Source organism: Rhodanobacter sp. T12-5, from assembly GCF_008329435.1.
GTDB lineage: Bacteria > Pseudomonadota > Gammaproteobacteria > Xanthomonadales > Rhodanobacteraceae > Rhodanobacter.
Genome location: NZ_NPKN01000007.1, coordinates 183,310 through 202,643, shown reverse-complemented (window position 1 = coordinate 202,643; position 19,334 = coordinate 183,310). Strand labels below are relative to the sequence as shown.

Here is a 19,334-nt window from a genome sequence, read left to right as displayed (position 1 = left end):
CGATGCCAGCGCGATGGCTGCAGCTGTTGCTTGCGCTGGCCTGCGCGGCGCGCACGGCGCCGGCAATGGCGCATGGCGCCACCATCGGGCAACTGGGCTGGAACTGGGAAGGCTGGGTGCTGGCGAGTCTGGCCGTCGCAGTATTCGGCTACGTGCGCGGGCTGCTGCGGATGGATGCCGGCGCGCGGGAGCATGTGTTCGGCCCCGGGCGCTATGCCGCTTTCGCCGCGGGCATCGGCGTCTTGTTCGTCGCGCTGATCTCACCGCTGGATGCGCTGGACGATCAATTGTTTTCCGCGCACATGCTGCAGCACATGCTGTTGATCCTGGTGGCGCCGCCCTTGCTGGTGTGGGGCCGGCCGGCGACCGCGTGGTTGTGGGCGTTCGAGCTGCCGGCCCGGCGCTCGATCGGGCGCTTCTGGATGGGCGCGCCCGGCGTGCAGCGCGGCATCCGCTTCCTGATGCGGCCGTTGGCGGTATGGGTGTTGTCCAGCTTCGCGTTATGGTTCTGGCATCTGCCCGGGCCGTACGACTGGGCGCTCGACAACGCCTGGGTGCATGCCGGCGAGCATCTGTGTTTCTTCCTCACCGCGCTGGCGTTCTGGTCGCTGGTGCTGGCGCCGTACGGGCGGCGCCAGCTCGACTACGGATCGAGCCTGTTGTTTGTCGGCACGCTCGGCATGCAGATGGGCCTGCTCGGCGCGATCCTCACCTTTGCGACGCGGCCGGTGTATCTGGCACACGCGCACACCACCTTGGCGTGGGGACTGAGCCTGCTGGAAGACCAACAGCTGGCGGGCTTGATCATGTGGGTACCGGCCGGCCTGGTTTACACCGGCACCATGGCGGTGTTGTTCGTGGCCTGGCTGCATGACGCCGAGCGCAAGGCGGTGACGGCGATGAGGGCGGGTCGACGAACCCGCGCGCTGCAGGGTGTGGGCACGCTTTCGCTGCTGCTCGCGGTGCTGGCGTTGAGCGGGTGTCACGACAAGGCGGCGACTTCGCCGTGGCAGATCAGCGGCGCGCAGCCCGCGCGCGGTCCGGCCCTGATCCAGCATTACGGCTGCGGCACTTGCCACACGGTGCCCGGCGTGGCGCAGGCGAGCGGCACCGTGGGGCCGCCGCTGACCCAGTTCGGCCAGCGCGCGTATATCGCCGGCATGCTGCACAACAATCCCGACAACCTGATGATGTGGTTGCGCGACCCGCAGCGCGTGTTGCCCGGCAATGCGATGCCGAATACCGGCATGACCGAACGCGACGCACGCGATATCGCGGCGTATCTGTATACCCTGCAATAGCGGTTGGCCGCCGATCCCTGCCACTCGGTCGATGCGCAACGGTTCGCCATCGCGGTTAAGCTGTGCGGGCTCCCGCCCGACGTCCCGATGCCCATGTCCAGCAATTCCTTCGGCAAGCTTTTCACCGTTACCACGTTTGGCGAAAGCCACGGCCCGGCGATCGGCTGCGTGATCGATGGTTGCCCGCCGGGGTTGCCGATCGGTGCCGAGGAGTTTCGTACCGACCTCGATCGTCGCGCTACCGGCCGCAGCCGCTACACCTCTCAACGGCACGAGTCGGACGAGGTGGAAATTCTTTCCGGCGTCTACGAAGGCAAGACCACCGGCACGCCGATCGCGCTGCTGATCCGCAACACGGACCAGCGCAGCAAGGATTACGGCGAGATCGAGCAGACCTTCCGGCCCGGTCACGCCGACTACACCTACTGGCAGAAGTACGGCATCCGCGACCCGCGTGGTGGCGGGCGTTCGTCGGCGCGCGAGACCACCATGCGCGTGGCCGCGGCGGTGGTCGCCAAGAAGTGGCTGGCCGAGCACCACGGCGTGCGGGTGCGCGGCTACCTGGCGCAGATCGGCGAGGTCGTGCCGGATGCGTTCGACTGGGACGCGGTGGAGCAGAACCCGTTCTTCTGGCCCGACACGGCGCAGGTGCCGGCGCTGGAGACCTACATCAACGCGCTGCGCAAATCCGGCGATTCGGTCGGCGCGCGTGTCAACGTGGTCGCCGATGGCGTGCCGCCTGGCTGGGGCGAACCGATCTACGGCAAGCTGGACGGCGACCTGGCCGGCGCGCTGATGTCGATCAACGCGGTCAAGGGCGTGGAGATCGGCGATGGTTTTGCCGCGGTCGCCCAACGCGGCAGCGAACACCGCGATGAAATGTATTTGGACGGCTTTACGTCCAATCATGCCGGCGGTATTCTTGGCGGCATCAGCAGCGGCCAGCCGGTGACGGCCTCGATCGTGCTGAAACCCACCTCCAGCATCCTGATCCCCGGCCACAGCGTGAACCTGGCCGGCGAGGCGGTGGAAGTGGTGACCAAGGGCCGCCACGATCCCTGCGTCGGCATCCGTGCCACCCCGATCGCCGAGGCGATGATGGCGCTGGTGCTGATGGACCATGCGTTGCGTCATCGTGCGCAGTGTGGCGACGTGGGCGCGGTGATGCCGCGTATCCCGTGACCGAGTGCTGCGAAGCGGAACCCTGCCGATGAGTGACAAGCCGCGCGTCTGGATTTCCCGTCCCACCTTTCCCGGCGTCATCGCGCGGCTCGAACCGTACTTCGAGGTAACGGCCGAGCCGGCGGAAGTGGCGTTCAGCCGCAGCGAGCTGGCCGCCAGGCTGGCCGGACAGGACGCGGCGATCGTGGGCCTGAAGGAGCGCATCGGCGCGGCGGAAATTGCCGGTGCGACGCGGCTGCGCATCGTCGCCAACCTCAGCGTCGGTTACGACAACCTCGATCTGGACGCGCTTAGCGCAGCCGGCATCGCTGTCTCCAACACCGCCGACGTGCTCAACGAGAGCGTGGCGGACTACGCCTGGGCGTTGATGCTGGGCGTGGCGCGGCGAATGAGTGCAGCCGAACGCTGGCTGCGCGCGGGGCATTGGCATGCCACCGAATTCAAGGCATGGCTGGGCACCGACGTGCGCGGCCGTACGCTGGGCATCCTCGGCATGGGGCGTATCGGCCAGGCCATTGCGCGTCGCGCGGCCGGCTTCGGCATGCCGGTGCTCTATCACAACCGTTCGCCGTTGCCGGAGGCGGACGAACGCGCCTGCAACGCGCGCTACGTCGACAAGCAGCAGCTGTTGCGCGAATCGGATTTCCTGATGCTGGTGCTGCCGTTGACCGCGCAGACGCGACACGCGATCGGTGCGCCCGAACTGGCACTGATGAAACCGACGGCGATGCTGATCAACGTGGCCCGTGGCGGCATCGTCGATGATGCCGCGCTGGCCGCGGCCTTGCGCGAGCGGCGGCTGGCCGGTGCCGCGCTGGACGTGTTCGAGGGCGAGCCGGCAGTGAACCCCGGCCTGCTCGCACTGGACAATGTCGTGCTCAGCCCGCATATCGCCAGCGCCACGACCGAAACGCGCCGGGCCATGACCTCGGTGGCGGTCGACAATGTGCTGGCCATATTCGGTTTTGGCCAGCATGCCGGGCGTCCACCCAACATCCTCAACCCGAACGTGCTGTGACTGGCACGATCCTTCATTCCTGAGCAAATCACTCCATGAGTCAGAAGAGCAGTTACAAGGTCGCCATGGTCGGTGCCACCGGCGCGGTCGGCGAAGCGTTGCTGGCGATCCTCGCCGAGCGCGATTTCCCGGTCAGCGAGCTGGTGCCCCTGGCCAGCGAGCGCTCGGCCGGCGGCAAGGTCACGTTCGCCGGCGAGGAGATCACGGTGCAACTGCTCGATACCTATGATTTCGAGGGTGTCGACATTGCGTTCTTCTCGGCCGGCGGCTCGGTCAGCCGCGAGCACGCGCCGCGTGCGGCGGCGGCCGGTGCGGTGGTGATCGACAATACTTCGGAGTTCCGCTACCAGGACGACATCCCGCTGGTGATCAGCGAGGTGAATCCCCATGCCATCGCCCAATACACCAACCGCGGCATCATCGCGAACCCGAACTGTTCGACCATGCAGATGCTGGTGGCCCTGGCGCCGATCCACCGGGCGGCGCAGATCGAGCGGATCAACGTGGCCACCTACCAGTCGGTTTCCGGCGCCGGTCGCACCGGCATGGAGGAGCTGGGACGGCAGACTGCGGCGTTGCTGAACTTCCAAACCGTGGAACCGGGCAAGAAATTTCCCGCGCAGATCGCGTTCAATGTGATCCCGCAAATTGATGATTTCCAGCCCAACGGCTACACCAAAGAAGAGATGAAGCTGGTGTGGGAAACCCGCAAGATCCTTGAGGACGAGTCGATCCAGGTCAACCCGACCGCGGTGCGCGTGCCGGTGTTCTATGGCCATTCCGAGGCCGTGCACATCGAAACCAGCGACAAGATCACCGCCGACGAGGCCCGCGAACTGCTGCGGCAGGCGCCGGGCGTGGTGCTGATGGACGAGCGCCAGCCGGGCGGCTATCCGACCCCGGTGGGCGAGGCGGCCGGCAACGATGCGGTGTTCGTGGGGCGCATCCGCGAAGACATCTCGCATGAGCGAGGGCTGGATCTGTGGGTGGTTTCGGACAATATCCGCAAGGGAGCTGCGCTGAATGCGGTTCAGATCGCCGAATTGCTGATCGAGGGTTATCTCTGACCATGCACCATGCACGACTCTGGGGCTTGATCGCCTTGTTGACGGCATCTCCCGTTTGGGCCGGCGGCGGCCCGGTGGCGCAGGCGGCCGTTTCGGCGTCAACCCGGGCCGCGTTGCCGCAAGCCCGGCAGCGCCTGCAGCAGCATCGCGCGGATGTCGAGAAACTGCAGCAGGCCGTGGCCCGCCAGGAGTCCGATCGCAAGCAGGCCAGCGAGCGCCTGCAGCGGCAGGACGAGGCGATCAACGAGCTGCACAAGCAACTGCAGGCGTTGCATGCCGAGCCGACGACCGGACACCATTGAAAGTGCCGCTGCAATGACGGCTTGTGGAAAGATGGCCGCCTGCTGCAGCCGGCCATCCAGGGTCCGTGCCGGCGGCGCGCTGCGCCCAAATCCAGGACACTTGGCCTGCCGGACTCCCCGGATTAGCCCATCACGCACCTGGTCAGGGATGCCCGGCGACGCCTTGGCTACGGTGGTCGAATTTTGGGTGAGGCCTGAGAACACACTGCAGCAATGCGCTGCAAGTATTCGCCGCAGCTATTGTTGATTGGCCTGCATATAACTAAAGTGGCACCTCGTTTGGAGCAGTGGCCGCCGCAGCGGCGACACCACGCATGGCGCCAGGATCGTTCGGGGGAACACGTAATGAATCGTTCGTTGAAATTGTCGATGCTGGTCGCTCTGGCATTGGGCAGTAGCCAGGTACTGGCACTGGATCTTGGCCAGGTTCGCGTCAAGTCTGCATTGGGGCAGCCTCTGCTGGCCGAGATTCCGCTGACTCCGGCCAACCCGGCCGAGCTGCAGAATCTCTCCGTGCAGCTCGCTTCCAGTGAGGAATTCGCCCGAGCCGGCATCGTTGGCGGACGTACTGCGATCCCCTTGCACTTCAGCGTCGTTGGCGCCGGTAGCGGCCATCCGGTGATTCGCATCACCAGCAGCGTGGCGGTGGACAACCCGTATCTCGACCTGTTGATCGAAGTGAACGGCAAAGCCGGCAGGACCGTGCGTGAATTCGCCATCCTGCTCGATCCGCCCGGCAGCCAGCCAGCGGCCGCCCCTGCCGCTCCCGCCCCCGCTGCTCCTTCGCATACGGCAAGCCGGGCGCCGGCGACGACTGCCGCGCCACGACAGGCGGTGGCTGCCGTGTCGCGCCCGGCGGCAACCCGGCCTGCGAGCACCAATGGTCAGTACGGCCCGATCCAGCGTGGCCAGACGCTGTCGGGAATTGCCCACGCCACGGCACCAGCGGGCGTCGACGTTCAGCAGATGCTGCTGGCGTTGAAGCAGGCCAATCCCGATGCGTTCTATCGCGACAACATCAACGCCTTGAAAACCGGTGCGGTCCTGCGTGTACCGACCGCCGCCGAAGCGCAGACGATGACGATTGCCGCGGCGATGGCCGAAGTGCGCCGGGAGAACAGCGACTGGCGTGCCGGGACACCGGGCAAGCCTGCCGTGGTCGCCGATGCAGCGACACGCGCTTCGGCTTCCGGCACGCCGGACAATACCGCAAGCGACAGCGGCGATCGGCTGGCACTGGTGCCGGCCAAAGAAGGGCATGGTGCGGGAAGCCAGGGCAACGGCAAGGGCGACAAATCCGCCGCGGCCCTCCGCCAGGATCTGCTGCGTACCCAGGAAAGCCTCGCCAGCCTGCAGCAGCAAAGCAGCGATTTGAAGACCCGGCTGAAAGACCTGACCGACATCAACAGCAAGAACGAACATCTGCTGTCGCTCAAGGACAGCGAAATCGCCGCCTTGCAGGCCCGGCTGGCGGCGGCGCGCAAGGCCGGCGGCTTGTCCCCGACGCCGGCGAGCAGCGCAACTGCCGCCGCTGCCGCACCGCTGGCAACCGCCACCAGTTCGGCACCAGCCCAGGTCCAGGCAGGATCCGCCCCGGCAATGGCCGGCACCGTCGCTCATGCGAACGCGGCACCTGCGATGGCAGGTTCGGCCGCATCCGCCAGCGCAGCAACCACTTCGACGGCGGTCGCGCCAGCCCCGGCTGTGGCGAAGTCGCCCGCGGCCAAGCCCTCGGTCGTCAAGCCAAAACCCGCGGCTGCGTTCGAGCAGCCTTGGTACATGCAGCCCTGGACCTGGGCAGCCGGCGCCGGTGCGATCGTGCTGTTGATCCTGCTGGCCATGCTCGGTCGTCGACGCAAGCCTGCGGCATCGGCTTCGAAATCGTCGCTGGCCGATCGCTTCGGTTCGGAGCCATCGGTCGAACAGGACCTCGTCAACGGCACGGACGTCGATCAGGAGGAACTGCTCGACCAGCTGGCCGAGCATCCGGATGACATCGACCTGCACCTGGAACTGGTCACCCTGTATTACTCGCGTCGCGACGTCGAACATTTCGAGGCCGCTGCCGAGGCGATGCACGCCCACATCACCGATCCGCAGCAGGACGAGTGGCAGGACGTCGTCCACATGGGCGAAGACCTGGTCCCGGCGCACCCCCTGTTCGACCATCACCCCGAGCCCGAGTTGCCGGCGTATGAGGAAAACGAGGCGCGCCGTGAATTCGATATCGACGACTACGCCGACGACAGCGATGCGCCGACCGTCGTGTCGACCTTGCCGGTGCCGCCGGCGCCGAGGAAGGTCAGCGAGTACAGCTTCAATTTTGACCTGAGCACGCCCGCAGGCAGTGAAGCTGCCGTCGATCACGCGGCGGCATCGGACGAAACGGTCGTGGCGCCGCGCAAGACGGAAGCGTCGAACGAGGCTCCCTCCGAAGCGGCATCGGACTGGGATTTCAATGCAACGGAAAACACCTCGTCGCTGGTCGACCACAATGGCAACCCCGACGAGTTCAACGACGACCCGATCGACACCAAGCTCGATCTGGCCCGCGCCTATCTGGACATGGGCGACGCCGACGGCGCGCGTTCGATGCTGGGCGAAGTGATGAAGGAAGGCAGCCAGATGCAGCAGGACACCGCCCGGCGCTTGCTGGAGAATCTGCACTGATCCCGCGGTAGCGCCAATGACTTGATCCGTCGGGCCGGCCATGCCGGCCCGACCTCGTTGCGGGCTGCTAATCTTCTACGTCTTTCCCGCGGCCCCCTGCAAACGTCATGCGCATCGCTCTTGGCATCGAATACGACGGCACCGACTTCTTCGGCTGGCAACGGCTGAGCCAGGGGCCCAGTGTCCAGGCCAGCCTGGAGCAGGCGCTGTCGAAAGTGGCGGCGCATCCGGTCGAAGTCAGTTGCGCCGGACGCACCGATGCAGGCGTGCACGGGCGTTGCCAGGTCGTGCACTTCGACACCACGGCGCAGCGCGACATGCGCGGCTGGATCCTCGGCGCATGCTCCAATTTGCCCGCCAGCGTGGCGGTGTTGTGGGCGCAGCCGGTGCTGGAGAGCTTTCATGCGCGCTATGCCGCGCGCAGCCGGCGCTATCGCTACCACATCCTCAACCGCCCGGTGCGAGCGGCGCTGGATGCGCGCTACGTCACCTGGGAACGCCTTCCACTGGACGCCGATCGGATGCACGTCGCCGCGCAGGCGCTGCTGGGCGAGCATGACTTCAGTGCGTTCCGTGCGCTGTCCTGCCAGGCCGCCCACCCACGCCGCACGGCGCTGGCAGTGAGCGTGCGGCGCGAGGGCGAACAAGTGCTCGTCGACATCGAGGCGAACGCGTTTCTTCATCACATGGTGCGCAACATCGTCGGCTCGCTGCTGCTGATCGGCCGCAACGAACAGCCCGTCGAATGGATGGCCGAATTGCTGGCCGGCCGTGACCGGCAGGTCGCCGGGCCGACGGCGCCGGCCTCCGGGCTGACCTTCGTCGGTCCGCGTTACGAAACGCACTGGGGCTTGCCTGCGCAGGTGAGCCAATGACCCGCATCAAATGCTGCGGCATGACCCGGGTCGGCGACGCGCTGCTCGCCGCGCGCCTCGGTGCCGATGCGGTCGGGCTGGTGTTCACCGCGCGCAGCAAGCGGCAGGTGACGTTGGCTCGGGCGCGCGAGATCGTCGCGGCGTTGCCCCCGTTCGTGGCCACCGTGGCGTTGTTCATGGACGACGATGCGGCGCAGGTGCGGCAGGTACTTGATGACGTGCGGCCCACGCTGCTGCAGTTTCACGGCGACGAGAATGACGACTGGTGCGCGCAGTTCGACCATCCATTCCTGAAAGCCATCGCGATGGGCCAGGGCGCGGCGGCATTGTCGCGCCTGCACGATTTTCCGCATGCCGCCGGTCTGCTGCTGGACGGCCATGCCGCCGGCGAAGCCGGTGGCAGCGGCAAAGTGTTCGACTGGTCGTTGTTGCCGGACTCGCTGGCGCAGCCGGTGGTCCTGGCCGGTGGACTGCATGCGGGCAACGTGGGCGCTGCCGTGCGTGCGGTGCGGCCGTGGGCGGTGGACGTGGCCAGCGGCGTCGAATCGGCGCCCGGGATCAAGGATCCGGACAAGCTGGAAGCCTTCATTCGCGCTGTGCGAGCGGCCGACCGGGAGTAAACCGGAGCCCCGCGATCCCAATCGTCCGGGGTTGCCGCTAAGATGGCTGCTTGCCGTAGGAGCGCACCCTGTGCGCGATGCTCTTCCCGCATCTACATAGAGCATCGCGCACAGGGTGCGCTCCCATACCCCATCGAGTGACTACATGAGCACGATCGTGGATTACAACGCCTACCCCGACGCGCACGGCCGCTTCGGCAACTACGGCGGCAGCTATGTCGCCGAGACGCTGATGGCACCGCTGGCCGAACTCACCGAAGCCTACCTGCGCCTGCGCGACGATCCGGCCTTCATCGCCGAGCTCGACCGCGACCTGAAACATTACGTCGGCCGGCCCAGCCCGATCTATCACGCCGAACGGTTGTCGCAGCACGTTGGCGGCGCGCGCATCCTGTTCAAGCGCGAAGACCTGAATCACACCGGCGCACACAAGATCAACAACACCGTCGGCCAGGCGCTGGTCGCCCGCAACATGGGCAAGACGCGCATCATCGCCGAGACCGGTGCCGGCCAGCACGGTGTGGCCAGCGCCACGGTGGCCGCGCGGCTGGGCCTGAAGTGCGTCGTCTACATGGGTGCGGTCGACATCGAGCGACAGAAGATCAACGTCTACCGCATGAAGCTGCTCGGTGCGGAAGTCGTGCCGGTGACCTCCGGCTCGAAGACGCTGAAGGATGCACTGAACGAGGCGATGCGCGACTGGGTCACCAACGTCGCCGACACCTTCTACATCATCGGCACGGTGGCCGGCCCGCACCCGTATCCGCTGATGGTGCGCGATTTCAACGCGATCGTCGGGCGCGAGGCGCGCGCGCAGATGCTGGAGGAATACGGCCGCCTGCCGGATGTACTGACTGCCTGCGTCGGTGGCGGCTCCAACGCGATCGGCCTGTTCCACGCGTTTCTGAACGATGCCGACGTGCGCATCGTCGGTGCCGAGGCGGCAGGCTTGGGTCTGGCCACGGGTCATCACGCCGCCTCGCTCGCGGCCGGCCGACCGGGCGTGCTGCACGGCAACCGTACCTACGTGCTGTGCGACGACAACGGCCAGATCACCGAGACGCATTCGATCTCGGCCGGCCTCGACTATCCCGGCGTCGGTCCCGAACACGCGTTCCTCAAGGATGCTGGCCGCGCCGACTACGTCGGTGTGACCGACGACGAAGCGATGGAGGCGTTCCACCTGCTGGCGCGTACCGAAGGCATCCTGGCGGCGCTGGAATCCAGCCACGCGGTGGCGCAGGCGATCAAGCTGGCGCGTGAATTGCCGAAGGACGGCATCGTGCTGTGCAACCTCTCCGGTCGCGGCGACAAGGATGTACACACGATTGCCGCGCGCGAGGGCGTCGAGGTATGAGCGAGGAAAGAATGTGGAGGAGTGGGAAATGAGAGAACGGCAAACAGCACATCGTCATCCTTCACGACGTCGGCAGGGCATGGTCATGGGCACTCGTTTCTCATTCCTCTTCACTCGTTTCTCGCTGTCATGAGCCGCATCGACCGTCGCTTCGCCGCGCTCAAGGCCGCCGGCCGCACCGGGCTGATCCCGTTCGTCACTGCCGGCGATCCGTCGCTCGAGCACATGGTGACGCTGATGCACGCACTGGTCGACGCCGGTGCCGACCTGATCGAACTGGGCGTGCCGTTTTCCGATCCGATGGCCGATGGCCCGGTGATCCAGCACGCCAGCGAGCGGGCGATCGCGAGAGGCGTGGGCCTGGCCGACGTGCTGGCTTGGGTCGCCACGTTCCGCCAGCGCGATGCGGACACGCCGATCGTGCTGATGGGTTACCTGAATCCGATCGAGATCCATGGCTATGCGCGTTTCGCGCAGGAGGCCGTGCAGGCCGGCGTCGACGGTGTGCTGCTGGTGGATTGCCCGCTGGAGGAATCGGCCGTTCTGCAGCAACTGCGTGACGTCGGACTGCAGCAGATCCTGCTCGCCGCACCGACCACCGAACCCTCGCGTATGGCGCAGTTGTGCGGGTCGGCCGAGGGTTTCCTGTACTATGTCTCGTTCGCCGGCACCACCGGCGCGGCACACTTGAGTACCGGCGACATCGCCGCGCGGGTGGCCGATGTCCGGGCTCGCGCGAAGGCACCGGTGGCGGTCGGTTTCGGCATCCGCGATGCGGCGAGTGCGAAGTCGATTGCCGGTTTCGCCGATGCGGTGGTGATTGGCAGCGCGCTGGTCGAGCGGCTGGCCGGGGCGATGGACGCCGACGACATGACTGCGCGGGCGCGTGCTTTCCTCACGCCGATCCGCGCCGCGCTCGACGCGCACTGAACAACAAGAACGCTGCCCATGGCGGCGCGCACGAATGGCAGGGTGATGCGATGAACTGGCTGCAGAAAATCATGAACCCGCGCACCCGCCCGCAAGGCACGAACGGCGGCAAGGGCTCGGTGCCGGAAGGCGTGTGGGAAAAGTGCGGCGGTTGCGGCACCGTGCTGTACAGGCCGGAGCTGGAGCGCAACCTGATGGTCTGCCCCAAGTGCGACCATCACCACTACATCGGCGCGCGCATGCGCCTGGATGCGCTGTTCGATGAAGGCTCCGCCCAGGAACTCTGGGCCAGCCTGGAACCCACCGATCCGCTGAAATTCCGCGATACCAAAAAGTACCGTGACCGCATCATCGCGACGCAGAAGAAGCTTGGCGAAAAAGACGCGATGGTCGCGATGAGCGGCAAGCTCAAGGGCCGCCCGCTGATGGCAGTGGCGTTCGAGTTTGCCTACATGGGTGGTTCGATGGGCTCGGTGGTCGGCGAGAAGTTCGCCCGCGCCGCCGAGCGCGCGCTGGCCGACAAGAGCGCGCTGGTGTGCTTCTCAGCCACCGGCGGGGCGCGCATGCAGGAGGCCTTGTTCTCGCTGATGCAGATGGCCAAGACCTCGGCCGCGCTGGCGCGTCTGCGCGACGCCGGCGTGCCGTACATCAGCGTGCTGACCAATCCGACCACCGGCGGCGTCTCCGCCAGCCTCGCGATGTTGGGCGACATCAATATCGGCGAGCCGAAGGCGCTGATCGGTTTCGCCGGCCCGCGCGTGATCGAGCAGACCGTGCGCGAGACCTTGCCCGAAGGTTTTCAGCGCTCGGAATTCCTGGTCGACCACGGTGCGATCGACCTGATCGTCGACCGCCGCGAGATGCGCGACAAGCTGGCCGACCTGCTCGGCATCCTGATGAAGGTGCCGCGCGCGGCCTGACTGGTCGTGGGTGCTGCAGCGAAGCGATGCCGCCGCGAGGCGGCATCGTCGTTTCGGCGGACGGGTTTTCCACAACCGCTGTGGAATCATCCCGGTAAAGTCTGTGGACAAGCCCGATGCGGCGCTTTGCCATCAAGCACTTGCTACGCGGTGATCAAGGATTGCGCACGACGAATGACGGTGAGCGGCAGGGGTTTTCCACAGCGATTGTGCGTGTCTCATGTACAAGCCTGTGGACAAGCCGTCGATCGGCTTTGCCGACAATCACTTGCTACGGATTGTCGACGTTTTGAGCAATGGCGACGTGGCTGCGCAAAGTTTTCCACAGCGATTGTGGAGCGCGACCGGTAAAGCCTGTGGACAAGTAGGCTATCTGCCTGAGTGCAAAGGATCTTGTGACGGCGTGCGCAGATCGTGCCCACACCGACCCGGATCGGCCGCTCACGCCAGCGGCGGCAGCAGCCATATCGACGCGCCGCCAAGGCCACTGCCGATGACGATGGCAGCGAGCACGTCACTGGGATAGTGCAGCCCGAGGATCACCCGCGACGCGGCGACCAGCGCAGTGAAGCCCAGCAGCAACGGCGCCAGCGGCGGAAACCACGCCCACGCGACGATGCTGAAACCTACTGCCTGCAAGGTATGCCCGGAGGGAAAGCTGAACTCATCCAGTGGTGGCACGTGCGCGATCACGCCAGGGCAGGCGCGATAGGGGCGCGGTCGCTGCGTCCAGCGCTTGAGCAAGCGGTACAGCAACAGGGCAGCGAGTCCGGTTGCCGCCATGTGCATTGCCGCAGCGACACCGCGCTGTCCACCGAGCAGGGCCAGCACGGCCATCAGCGCGTACCAGAACACGCCATCGCCGAGCCGGCTGATCAGGCCGAAGCACAGACCCACCGTGCGTCGGGCACCCCAGTGATTGGCCATCACGCAGACCCGCCGCTCCAGCGCAAAGCGCGGTCCGGGCAACAACTCAGATGTGGGCGCCGATGGTGGCGTTCTCATGCAGGTTCTCCTCGGCCATCTCGCGCAGCAGGGTTTCGAAATCCCGAATCACCGCATCCGGTGAAAGGCCGGCCATGCCGACATGGGCGGCGCGGCCCATATGCCGGATCAGGCCCGGATTGCCGGCCAGCCTGGTCGCCGCCTGGATGAATGCCGCGGCATCGCCCGATTCGATGCAGTAGCCGTTGACGCCGTCGACAAGGTGTTCGCGCGCAGCGCCATTGGCATAGGCCACCACGGGCAGGCCGGCGGCAAGCGCCTCGATGATCACGTTGCCGAAAGTCTCGCTGAGGCTGGGGAACGGAAACAGGTCGGCACTGGCGATGTGCTGCGCCAGCGCCTCGCCGCGTTGCATGCCGGCAAAGATGAAGTCCGGGTGCTCCGCTTCCAGCGCCGCGCGGGCCGGACCATCGCCGACCCAGACAAAACGCGCCTGCGGTACCCGCTGCTGGATCGCACGGAATGTCTGCACCGCGAGTTCGAGATTCTTTTCCGCTGCGATGCGCCCGACGTAGAGGACCACCGGCGTGATCGCATCGACGCCCCAGGTGGCGCGCAAGTCGTCATCGCGCCGGCGCGGGTGGAACAGTTGTGTATCCACCGCGCGGCGCAGCAGGCGTGCATTGCAGATGCCCATGTCGTGCAACTCCCGTGCGAGCGTTTCGGTCGGTACCAGGGTGGCGGCAGACCGTTGGTGAAAGCAGCACAGATAGCCGCGCACCAGCGGGGTGAGCAGACCGATGCCGTAGTGGTCGGCATAGCTGTCGAAACGCGTGTGAAAACCGGTGCTGACCGGAATGCCCAGTCGCCTGGCTGCACCGATGGCCGACCAGCCGAGCGGGCCTTCGGTGGCGACGTAGACGGCATCGGGGCGCTGGCGTGACCAGCGCCGCATGAGCTTGCGGCCGGCGGGCAGGCCGAAGCGCAGGCCTGGATAGCGGGGCAGCGCACCACCAGGCACGTCGAGTGCCTCGATGCCGGTTTCGCCGACGAATGGTTGCGGCTGGCGGGGGCGGATCAGGTCGATGCCGTGACCGCGGGCGGCGAGGCCGGCGGCGAGGCTGTGCACCGTCAGCGCGACGCCATTGATCTCCGGTGGATAGGTTTCGCTGACGATCCCGATGCGCATGACGATACCCGTGTGGTCCGGCGCAGCTTCGCCGGCCCGCATGGCGACGACATGGCCGGTGCGTTACGCGGCGATGACGTGCAGATACCTCCATGGCGAAGCTGCGCTTACACTGGACCAACTTCCCCCGATGGAGATCGAGCGATGAAACGCATCTTGCTTGCACTTGCACTTGCACTTGCCCTGACCGGACTGACTGCCGCCGCGGCGGCGGCGCTGCCGACCACCCAAGCGCCCAGCGGCGCCGAGGTCTACATCATCTCGCCCGGCGATGGCGCCACCGTGGGCCAGCAAGTCACCGTGCGTTTCGGCCTCAAGGGCATGGGCGTGGCGCCGGCCGGAGTGAGCAAGGAGCACACCGGGCATCATCACCTGCTGGTCGACGTGAAGGAGCTGCCCGCTGCCGGCCAGCCGATTCCTGCCGACGCCAATCACATCCACTTCGGCGGCGGTCAGACCCAGACCACGCTGAAGCTGGCACCTGGCACGCATACCCTGCAACTGGAACTGGGCGACCAGAATCACGTGCCGTTCGAGCCGGCGCTGGTGTCGAAGAAGATCACCATCCACGTGAAGTGACCGGAACGCGGGCCGCGTACGGCAGATCGGTTAAAATCGGCAGCTTCGCCTTCACGCTGCTGATATCCCGATGACCGTACGCACCCGCTTCGCTCCCAGCCCCACCGGTTTCCTGCACATCGGCGGCGCGCGCACCGCGCTGTACTGCTGGCTGGAATCGCGTCGTCGCGGCGGTCAGTTCATCCTGCGCATCGAGGATACCGATCGCGAGCGTTCCACCGACGAAGCGGTGAAGGCGATTCTCGATGCGATGCACTGGCTTGGCCTGGACGCCGACGAAGGCCCGTTCTACCAGACCCGGCGACTCGAGCGATACAAGCAGGTCGCCAATGAGCTTGTCGCGGCTGGCAAGGCCTACTACGCCTACGAGAGCAAGGCCGAGATCGAGGCGATGCGAGAGGCCGCCATGGCCAAGGGCGAGAAGCCGCGCTACAACGGTCATTACCGCGACCGCAACGAACCTTGCCGTGATGACCCCAACCGGGTGATCCGCTTCCGCAACCCGAGCGAGGGTTCGGTGGTATTCGACGACAAGGTGAAGGGCCGCATCGAGTGGAGCAACACCGAGCTGGACGACCTGGTCATCTTCCGCTCCGACGGCTGGCCGACCTACAACTTCGCGGTGGTGGTCGACGACATCGACATGGGCATCACCGAGGTGATCCGCGGCGACGACCACGTCAACAACACGCCACGCCAGATCAACATCTACAAGGCGCTCGGCGCGCCGGTGCCGGAGTTCGCGCACCTGCCGATGATCCTCGACAAGGAAGGCAAGAAGCTGTCCAAGCGCACCAGTGCGGTCAGCGTGATGGACTACCGCGGCGATGGCTTCCTGCCGCATGCGCTGCTGAACTACCTGGTGCGGCTGGGCTGGTCGCATGGCGACCAGGAGATATTCTCGCGCGAGGAGATGATCGCGCTGTTCGATATCGCCGACGTCAACAAGGCGGCTTCGCGCTTCGACACCGAGAAGCTGGCCTGGCTCAACCAGCACTATCTGAAAACCGACGAGCCGCAGACGCTGGTGGCGGAGTTCGAGTGGCACCTGCAACGCGCCGGCATCGATGCGACGAATGGGCCGGCGCCGGCCGACGTGATCGTGGCGTTGCGCGATCGCGTGCACACGCTGAAGGAAATGGCCGAGCGCGCGAAAGTCTGGTACGCGCCGATCTCCGAATGGGACGACAAGGCGGTCGCCAAGCATCTGAAGAACGACAGCGCCGTCGCCGTGCTCGCGGCTGCGAAGCCGCTGCTGGCCGAGTGCGAGTGGAAGCCAGAGCCGATCCATCGCGTGATCGAGCAGCTCGCCGCGAAGTTCGAGCTGGGCATGGGCAAGATCGCGCAGCCGCTGCGGGTGGCGATGACCGGAACCCAGGTATCGCCGTCGATCGATCAGACGATCCATCTGGCAGGCCGCGCCGAGGCGCTGCGGCGCATCGACGCCGCCATTGCCATGGCGCGGGGTTGAGCCTGCGCTGATGTCGATGGCGCACTGGCATCGGCATGGATGACTTGCTCGCCAGGGCGATGCAGGGCGTCGATCCCGATGCGCCGGGCGCGTTCTGGCAAGTGTTTCTCAACCTGTTGAATATGATGCCCTGGGCAGCCATGTTCTGGTGGAGCCTGCTGTTCGTCGCCATGGGTGCAGCGCTCGGCTGGTGGCGCGGCCGCACGCTCGAAGGTGCGTTGTGGGCCTGGGTGCTGGGGCCGATCGGCTGGATCGTGATCCTGCTGAAACCCCGTCGGCGACCCCACGCGGGACCGCCGCCGTTGCCGCGCTGAACCCGTCCGGGTCGTTGCGGATGGCGGTGTATGATCAACAACGAGGTGCCTGCTTTGAGTCACGATGCCACCAACAGCCCGCACACGCCGCATCCGCACCATCACGATGCGAAGGGCTTCGTGCGCGCGGTGGAACACGCCAGCGAGGAGCGCGGGCTGCGCTTGACGCCGCTGCGCAAGGAAGTGCTGGAACTGATCGCGGCCGCGCGCAAGCCGGTCAAGGCCTACGACCTGCTCGACCAGTTGCGCGAGAAACACGGCAACGCGGCACCGCCCACGGTCTACCGTGCGCTCGACTTCCTGCTCGAGAACGGTTTCATTCACAAGCTCGAATCGATCAATGCGTTCGTTTCCTGCCACCATCCGGCGGAAGCGCACCAGGTGCCGTTCCTGATCTGCGACACCTGTTCCAGCGCGCAGGAGGTCTGTGACGACCGGGTCGCCGAACTGATCGAGGCGCAGGCGAAGGCGCTCGGCTTCCGTCCGCAGGCACAGACGCTGGAAGTGCATGGCACCTGCAAGCATTGCCACAAGGCCTGAGTTTTCCGGGTTGTGGCGTTGTTCAGTGTTATAAAGTAACATGGTGTCGAACGGTCACGAGTCGCCACGTCTGGCGGCGCCGGTGCAGGTCGATGAATACCGGGCATTCGAACAAATCCCGCTGGTGGCAAATGGCCGATCGCATAGGTGCAACGGCTTCGTTCCTGTGCGCGATCCACTGTGCGCTGTTGCCGTTCGTGCTGGCGTTGCTGCCGTTTCTGGGCCTGGAGTTTCTGGCCGATCAAGGGTTTGAGCGCGGTTTCGTATTGTTCGCCTGTGCGCTGGCGCTGATCGCGCTGATCCGCGGATTCCGTCGTCACCAGCAGCCGCTGCCGCTGTTGCTGGCTGCTCCGGGACTGGCCCTGTTGCTGCTCGGCGTCACTTATGCCGAGAACTATTCGGTCGTCCTGCACAGTGTGCTGGTGACCTGCGGCGGCCTGCTGCTGGCCAGCGCGCATTTCGTGAATCTGCGCCGGGACAGCCGCCAGGGTGCCGATCACGTGCATGGCCCGCAATGCGCGCACTGAACGCAATGCACTGCGTGTTGGCAGGTGATTGTGTAACGACCGCCGCCGTTCCTAGCATGCACGCATGAACACTGCCCACTCTCACCAGCATCATCATCTACATCCGCACGAGCATGCGGATTCGGGCGACGGACGCAGCCGCAAGCTGCTGTTCGCGTTCGTGCTGACCGTACTGATGATGGTGGCCGAAGTGATCGGCGGCGCGTGGTCCGGTTCGCTGGCCTTGCTGGCCGATGCAGGACACATGATGGTCGACGCATTGGCGCTGCTGCTGGCGGTGATCGGCGCATGGATGGCGACCCGGCCGGCCGACGCCCGGCGCAGCTACGGCTATGGCCGGATGGAAGTGCTGGTCGGTTTCGTCAATGCGTTGAGCCAGTTCGTGCTGGTGGGCTGGATCGTCTACGAGGCGGTCAACCGCCTGTTGCACCCGGGACAGATCCTGTCCGGAGTGATGCTGGTGGTGGCCGTCGTCGGCTTGCTCGTGAACGCGCTGGTACTGCGCACCCTGCACGGGCACGCACATGACGACGTCAACCTCGCCGGGGCGAGCCTGCATGTGCTGGGCGATCTGCTCGGTTCGCTGGCGGCGGTGCTGGCTGCCCTGGCGATTCGCTGGTTCGGCTGGCTGTGGGCCGATCCGGTGCTGTCGTTGCTGGTGTCCTTGTTGATTCTGAACAGCGCGTGGCGGCTGTTGCGGTTGTCCGCGCATATCCTGCTGGAGGGCGTTCCCGAGGGGCTGGATGCCGCGGCGGTGGAAGCCTCGTTGCGCGGTGCCGATCCCGCCATCCGCGACATCCATCACCTGCACGTATGGCAGCTGGCCTCGGGTTCGCGCATGGCCACCGTGCATGCCGAACTGCATGAACACGCCGACGGCACGCAGGCCCTGCGGGCGATCAAGCGGCTGTTGCTGGAGCGGTTCGATATTCAGCATGTGACCGTGCAGGTCGATCCCGGCGAGTGCCCGGATCGGAGCGAGCGCTGCGCCGGGCACGGTCACGCCTGACTATGGCGTTTGCGCCGGCACTGCTATGATGGTCGACCGTTCATCCAACAAATCAAGGAGTTCCCATGGGTAAGGGCGATCGCAAGACCCGTCGCGGCAAGACCTATCGCGGCAGCTACGGCAATACCCGTGCGCACGGCGTATCGCCGGCTGTGGTGGGTGCCAAGCCGACCGTGACCAAGCCGGCTGCTGCCAAGAAGGCCGCGCCGAAAAAGAAATCGGCCTGAGCCGGCCAACGCCCGCATCAGACTGACGAAACCCCGCTTCGGCGGGGTTTTTGTTTCTGGGGCAGGGCCGCTCTCCGCAGGTGGGGTGTGCGCGACCGGGCGTCGGCATCCGCGACCGAGCGCGGGATTCGCTGCCCCACTCGCGCTTGCGACGAGCCGGCAGAGAAGGGAATCTCGACCAACCGCCTTTTTACGTCATCGGGTTTTTCGGGGCCTTCGGAAATGCGGAGCCCGGGGCCTTGCATGTTTTTCCGATGTTCGTTCCCGCACGAATCGCTCCGGATTTGCCGC

The 19,334-nt window shown here is 66.0% G+C and carries 20 protein-coding genes; 18 read left to right on the top strand and 2 right to left on the bottom strand.

What is annotated here, in order from left to right:
- Positions 1-2: 2 nt before the first annotated feature.
- From CIW53_RS14495 to accD, 11 genes are all read left to right on the top strand, one after another.
- Positions 3-1,301 carry a cytochrome c oxidase assembly protein gene (locus tag CIW53_RS14495; protein WP_172969682.1) on the top strand — a complete coding sequence of 433 codons (1,299 nt, stop codon included), beginning with the start codon at positions 3-5 and terminating at the stop codon, positions 1,299-1,301.
- 93 nt (positions 1,302-1,394) lie between these two features.
- Positions 1,395-2,483 (top strand): chorismate synthase, encoded by a 1,089-nt coding sequence (gene aroC / locus CIW53_RS14490; protein WP_149365431.1) that lies wholly within the window; start codon positions 1,395-1,397, stop codon positions 2,481-2,483.
- A gap of 28 nt (positions 2,484-2,511) precedes the next feature.
- Positions 2,512-3,501, top strand: coding sequence for a D-glycerate dehydrogenase (locus CIW53_RS14485; protein ID WP_149365430.1), 990 nt, complete (start codon positions 2,512-2,514; stop codon positions 3,499-3,501).
- Between the two features lie 35 nt (positions 3,502-3,536).
- A complete protein-coding gene (locus CIW53_RS14480; protein WP_149365429.1) occupies positions 3,537-4,568 on the top strand; it encodes an aspartate-semialdehyde dehydrogenase in 1,032 nt (343 codons plus the stop codon).
- Between the two features lie 2 nt (positions 4,569-4,570).
- Positions 4,571-4,870 (top strand): hypothetical protein, encoded by a 300-nt coding sequence (locus tag CIW53_RS14475; RefSeq protein ID WP_149365428.1) that lies wholly within the window; start codon positions 4,571-4,573, stop codon positions 4,868-4,870.
- A 345-nt stretch (positions 4,871-5,215) separates the two neighbouring features.
- The gene (locus CIW53_RS14470) at positions 5,216-7,540 is read left to right on the top strand and encodes a FimV/HubP family polar landmark protein (RefSeq protein WP_149365427.1); all 2,325 of its coding nucleotides are present in this window, start codon (positions 5,216-5,218) and stop codon (positions 7,538-7,540) included.
- A 107-nt stretch (positions 7,541-7,647) separates the two neighbouring features.
- Positions 7,648-8,415, top strand: coding sequence for a tRNA pseudouridine(38-40) synthase TruA (truA, locus tag CIW53_RS14465; protein WP_149365426.1), 768 nt, complete (start codon positions 7,648-7,650; stop codon positions 8,413-8,415).
- Positions 8,412-9,035: a phosphoribosylanthranilate isomerase gene (locus CIW53_RS14460; RefSeq protein ID WP_149365425.1), complete on the top strand. Its 624-nt coding sequence runs from the start codon at positions 8,412-8,414 to the stop codon at positions 9,033-9,035. The genes truA and CIW53_RS14460 overlap by 4 nt, the downstream gene beginning before the upstream one ends.
- A gap of 145 nt (positions 9,036-9,180) precedes the next feature.
- Positions 9,181-10,392: a tryptophan synthase subunit beta gene (gene trpB / locus CIW53_RS14455; protein ID WP_149365424.1), complete on the top strand. Its 1,212-nt coding sequence runs from the start codon at positions 9,181-9,183 to the stop codon at positions 10,390-10,392.
- 129 nt (positions 10,393-10,521) lie between these two features.
- Positions 10,522-11,322: a tryptophan synthase subunit alpha gene (gene trpA / locus CIW53_RS14450; protein WP_149365423.1), complete on the top strand. Its 801-nt coding sequence runs from the start codon at positions 10,522-10,524 to the stop codon at positions 11,320-11,322.
- 50 nt (positions 11,323-11,372) lie between these two features.
- Positions 11,373-12,242, top strand: a complete 870-nt coding sequence (gene accD, locus CIW53_RS14445) for an acetyl-CoA carboxylase, carboxyltransferase subunit beta (RefSeq protein WP_149365422.1) — start codon at positions 11,373-11,375, stop codon at positions 12,240-12,242.
- A 441-nt stretch (positions 12,243-12,683) separates the two neighbouring features.
- Here the strand turns inward: accD and CIW53_RS14440 are convergent, their stop codons facing one another.
- Positions 12,684-13,247, bottom strand: a complete 564-nt coding sequence (locus CIW53_RS14440) for a phosphatase PAP2 family protein (protein ID WP_149365421.1) — start codon at positions 13,245-13,247, stop codon at positions 12,684-12,686.
- Positions 13,216-14,376 carry a glycosyltransferase family 1 protein gene (locus CIW53_RS14435; protein WP_149365420.1) on the bottom strand — a complete coding sequence of 387 codons (1,161 nt, stop codon included), beginning with the start codon at positions 14,374-14,376 and terminating at the stop codon, positions 13,216-13,218. Before CIW53_RS14435 ends, CIW53_RS14440 begins: the two co-directional genes overlap by 32 nt.
- A 144-nt stretch (positions 14,377-14,520) precedes the next feature.
- Between CIW53_RS14435 and CIW53_RS14430 the strand changes: the two genes are divergently transcribed.
- From CIW53_RS14430 to CIW53_RS14400, 7 genes are all read left to right on the top strand, one after another.
- Positions 14,521-14,955, top strand: coding sequence for a DUF4399 domain-containing protein (locus CIW53_RS14430; RefSeq protein ID WP_149365419.1), 435 nt, complete (start codon positions 14,521-14,523; stop codon positions 14,953-14,955).
- A 70-nt stretch (positions 14,956-15,025) separates the two neighbouring features.
- Positions 15,026-16,426 carry a glutamate--tRNA ligase gene (gene gltX, locus CIW53_RS14425; protein ID WP_149365418.1) on the top strand — a complete coding sequence of 467 codons (1,401 nt, stop codon included), beginning with the start codon at positions 15,026-15,028 and terminating at the stop codon, positions 16,424-16,426.
- 35 nt (positions 16,427-16,461) lie between these two features.
- Positions 16,462-16,740, top strand: a complete 279-nt coding sequence (locus CIW53_RS14420) for a hypothetical protein (RefSeq protein WP_149365417.1) — start codon at positions 16,462-16,464, stop codon at positions 16,738-16,740.
- Positions 16,741-16,770: 30 nt separating this feature from the next.
- A complete protein-coding gene (locus CIW53_RS14415; protein WP_149365416.1) occupies positions 16,771-17,280 on the top strand; it encodes a transcriptional repressor in 510 nt (169 codons plus the stop codon).
- 92 nt (positions 17,281-17,372) lie between these two features.
- Positions 17,373-17,807 (top strand): MerC domain-containing protein, encoded by a 435-nt coding sequence (locus tag CIW53_RS14410; protein ID WP_149365415.1) that lies wholly within the window; start codon positions 17,373-17,375, stop codon positions 17,805-17,807.
- 64 nt (positions 17,808-17,871) lie between these two features.
- Positions 17,872-18,816, top strand: a complete 945-nt coding sequence (locus CIW53_RS14405; protein WP_149365414.1) for a cation diffusion facilitator family transporter — start codon at positions 17,872-17,874, stop codon at positions 18,814-18,816.
- Positions 18,817-18,881: 65 nt separating this feature from the next.
- Positions 18,882-19,043: a 30S ribosomal protein THX gene (locus tag CIW53_RS14400; RefSeq protein WP_149365413.1), complete on the top strand. Its 162-nt coding sequence runs from the start codon at positions 18,882-18,884 to the stop codon at positions 19,041-19,043.
- Positions 19,044-19,334 lie beyond the last annotated feature (291 nt).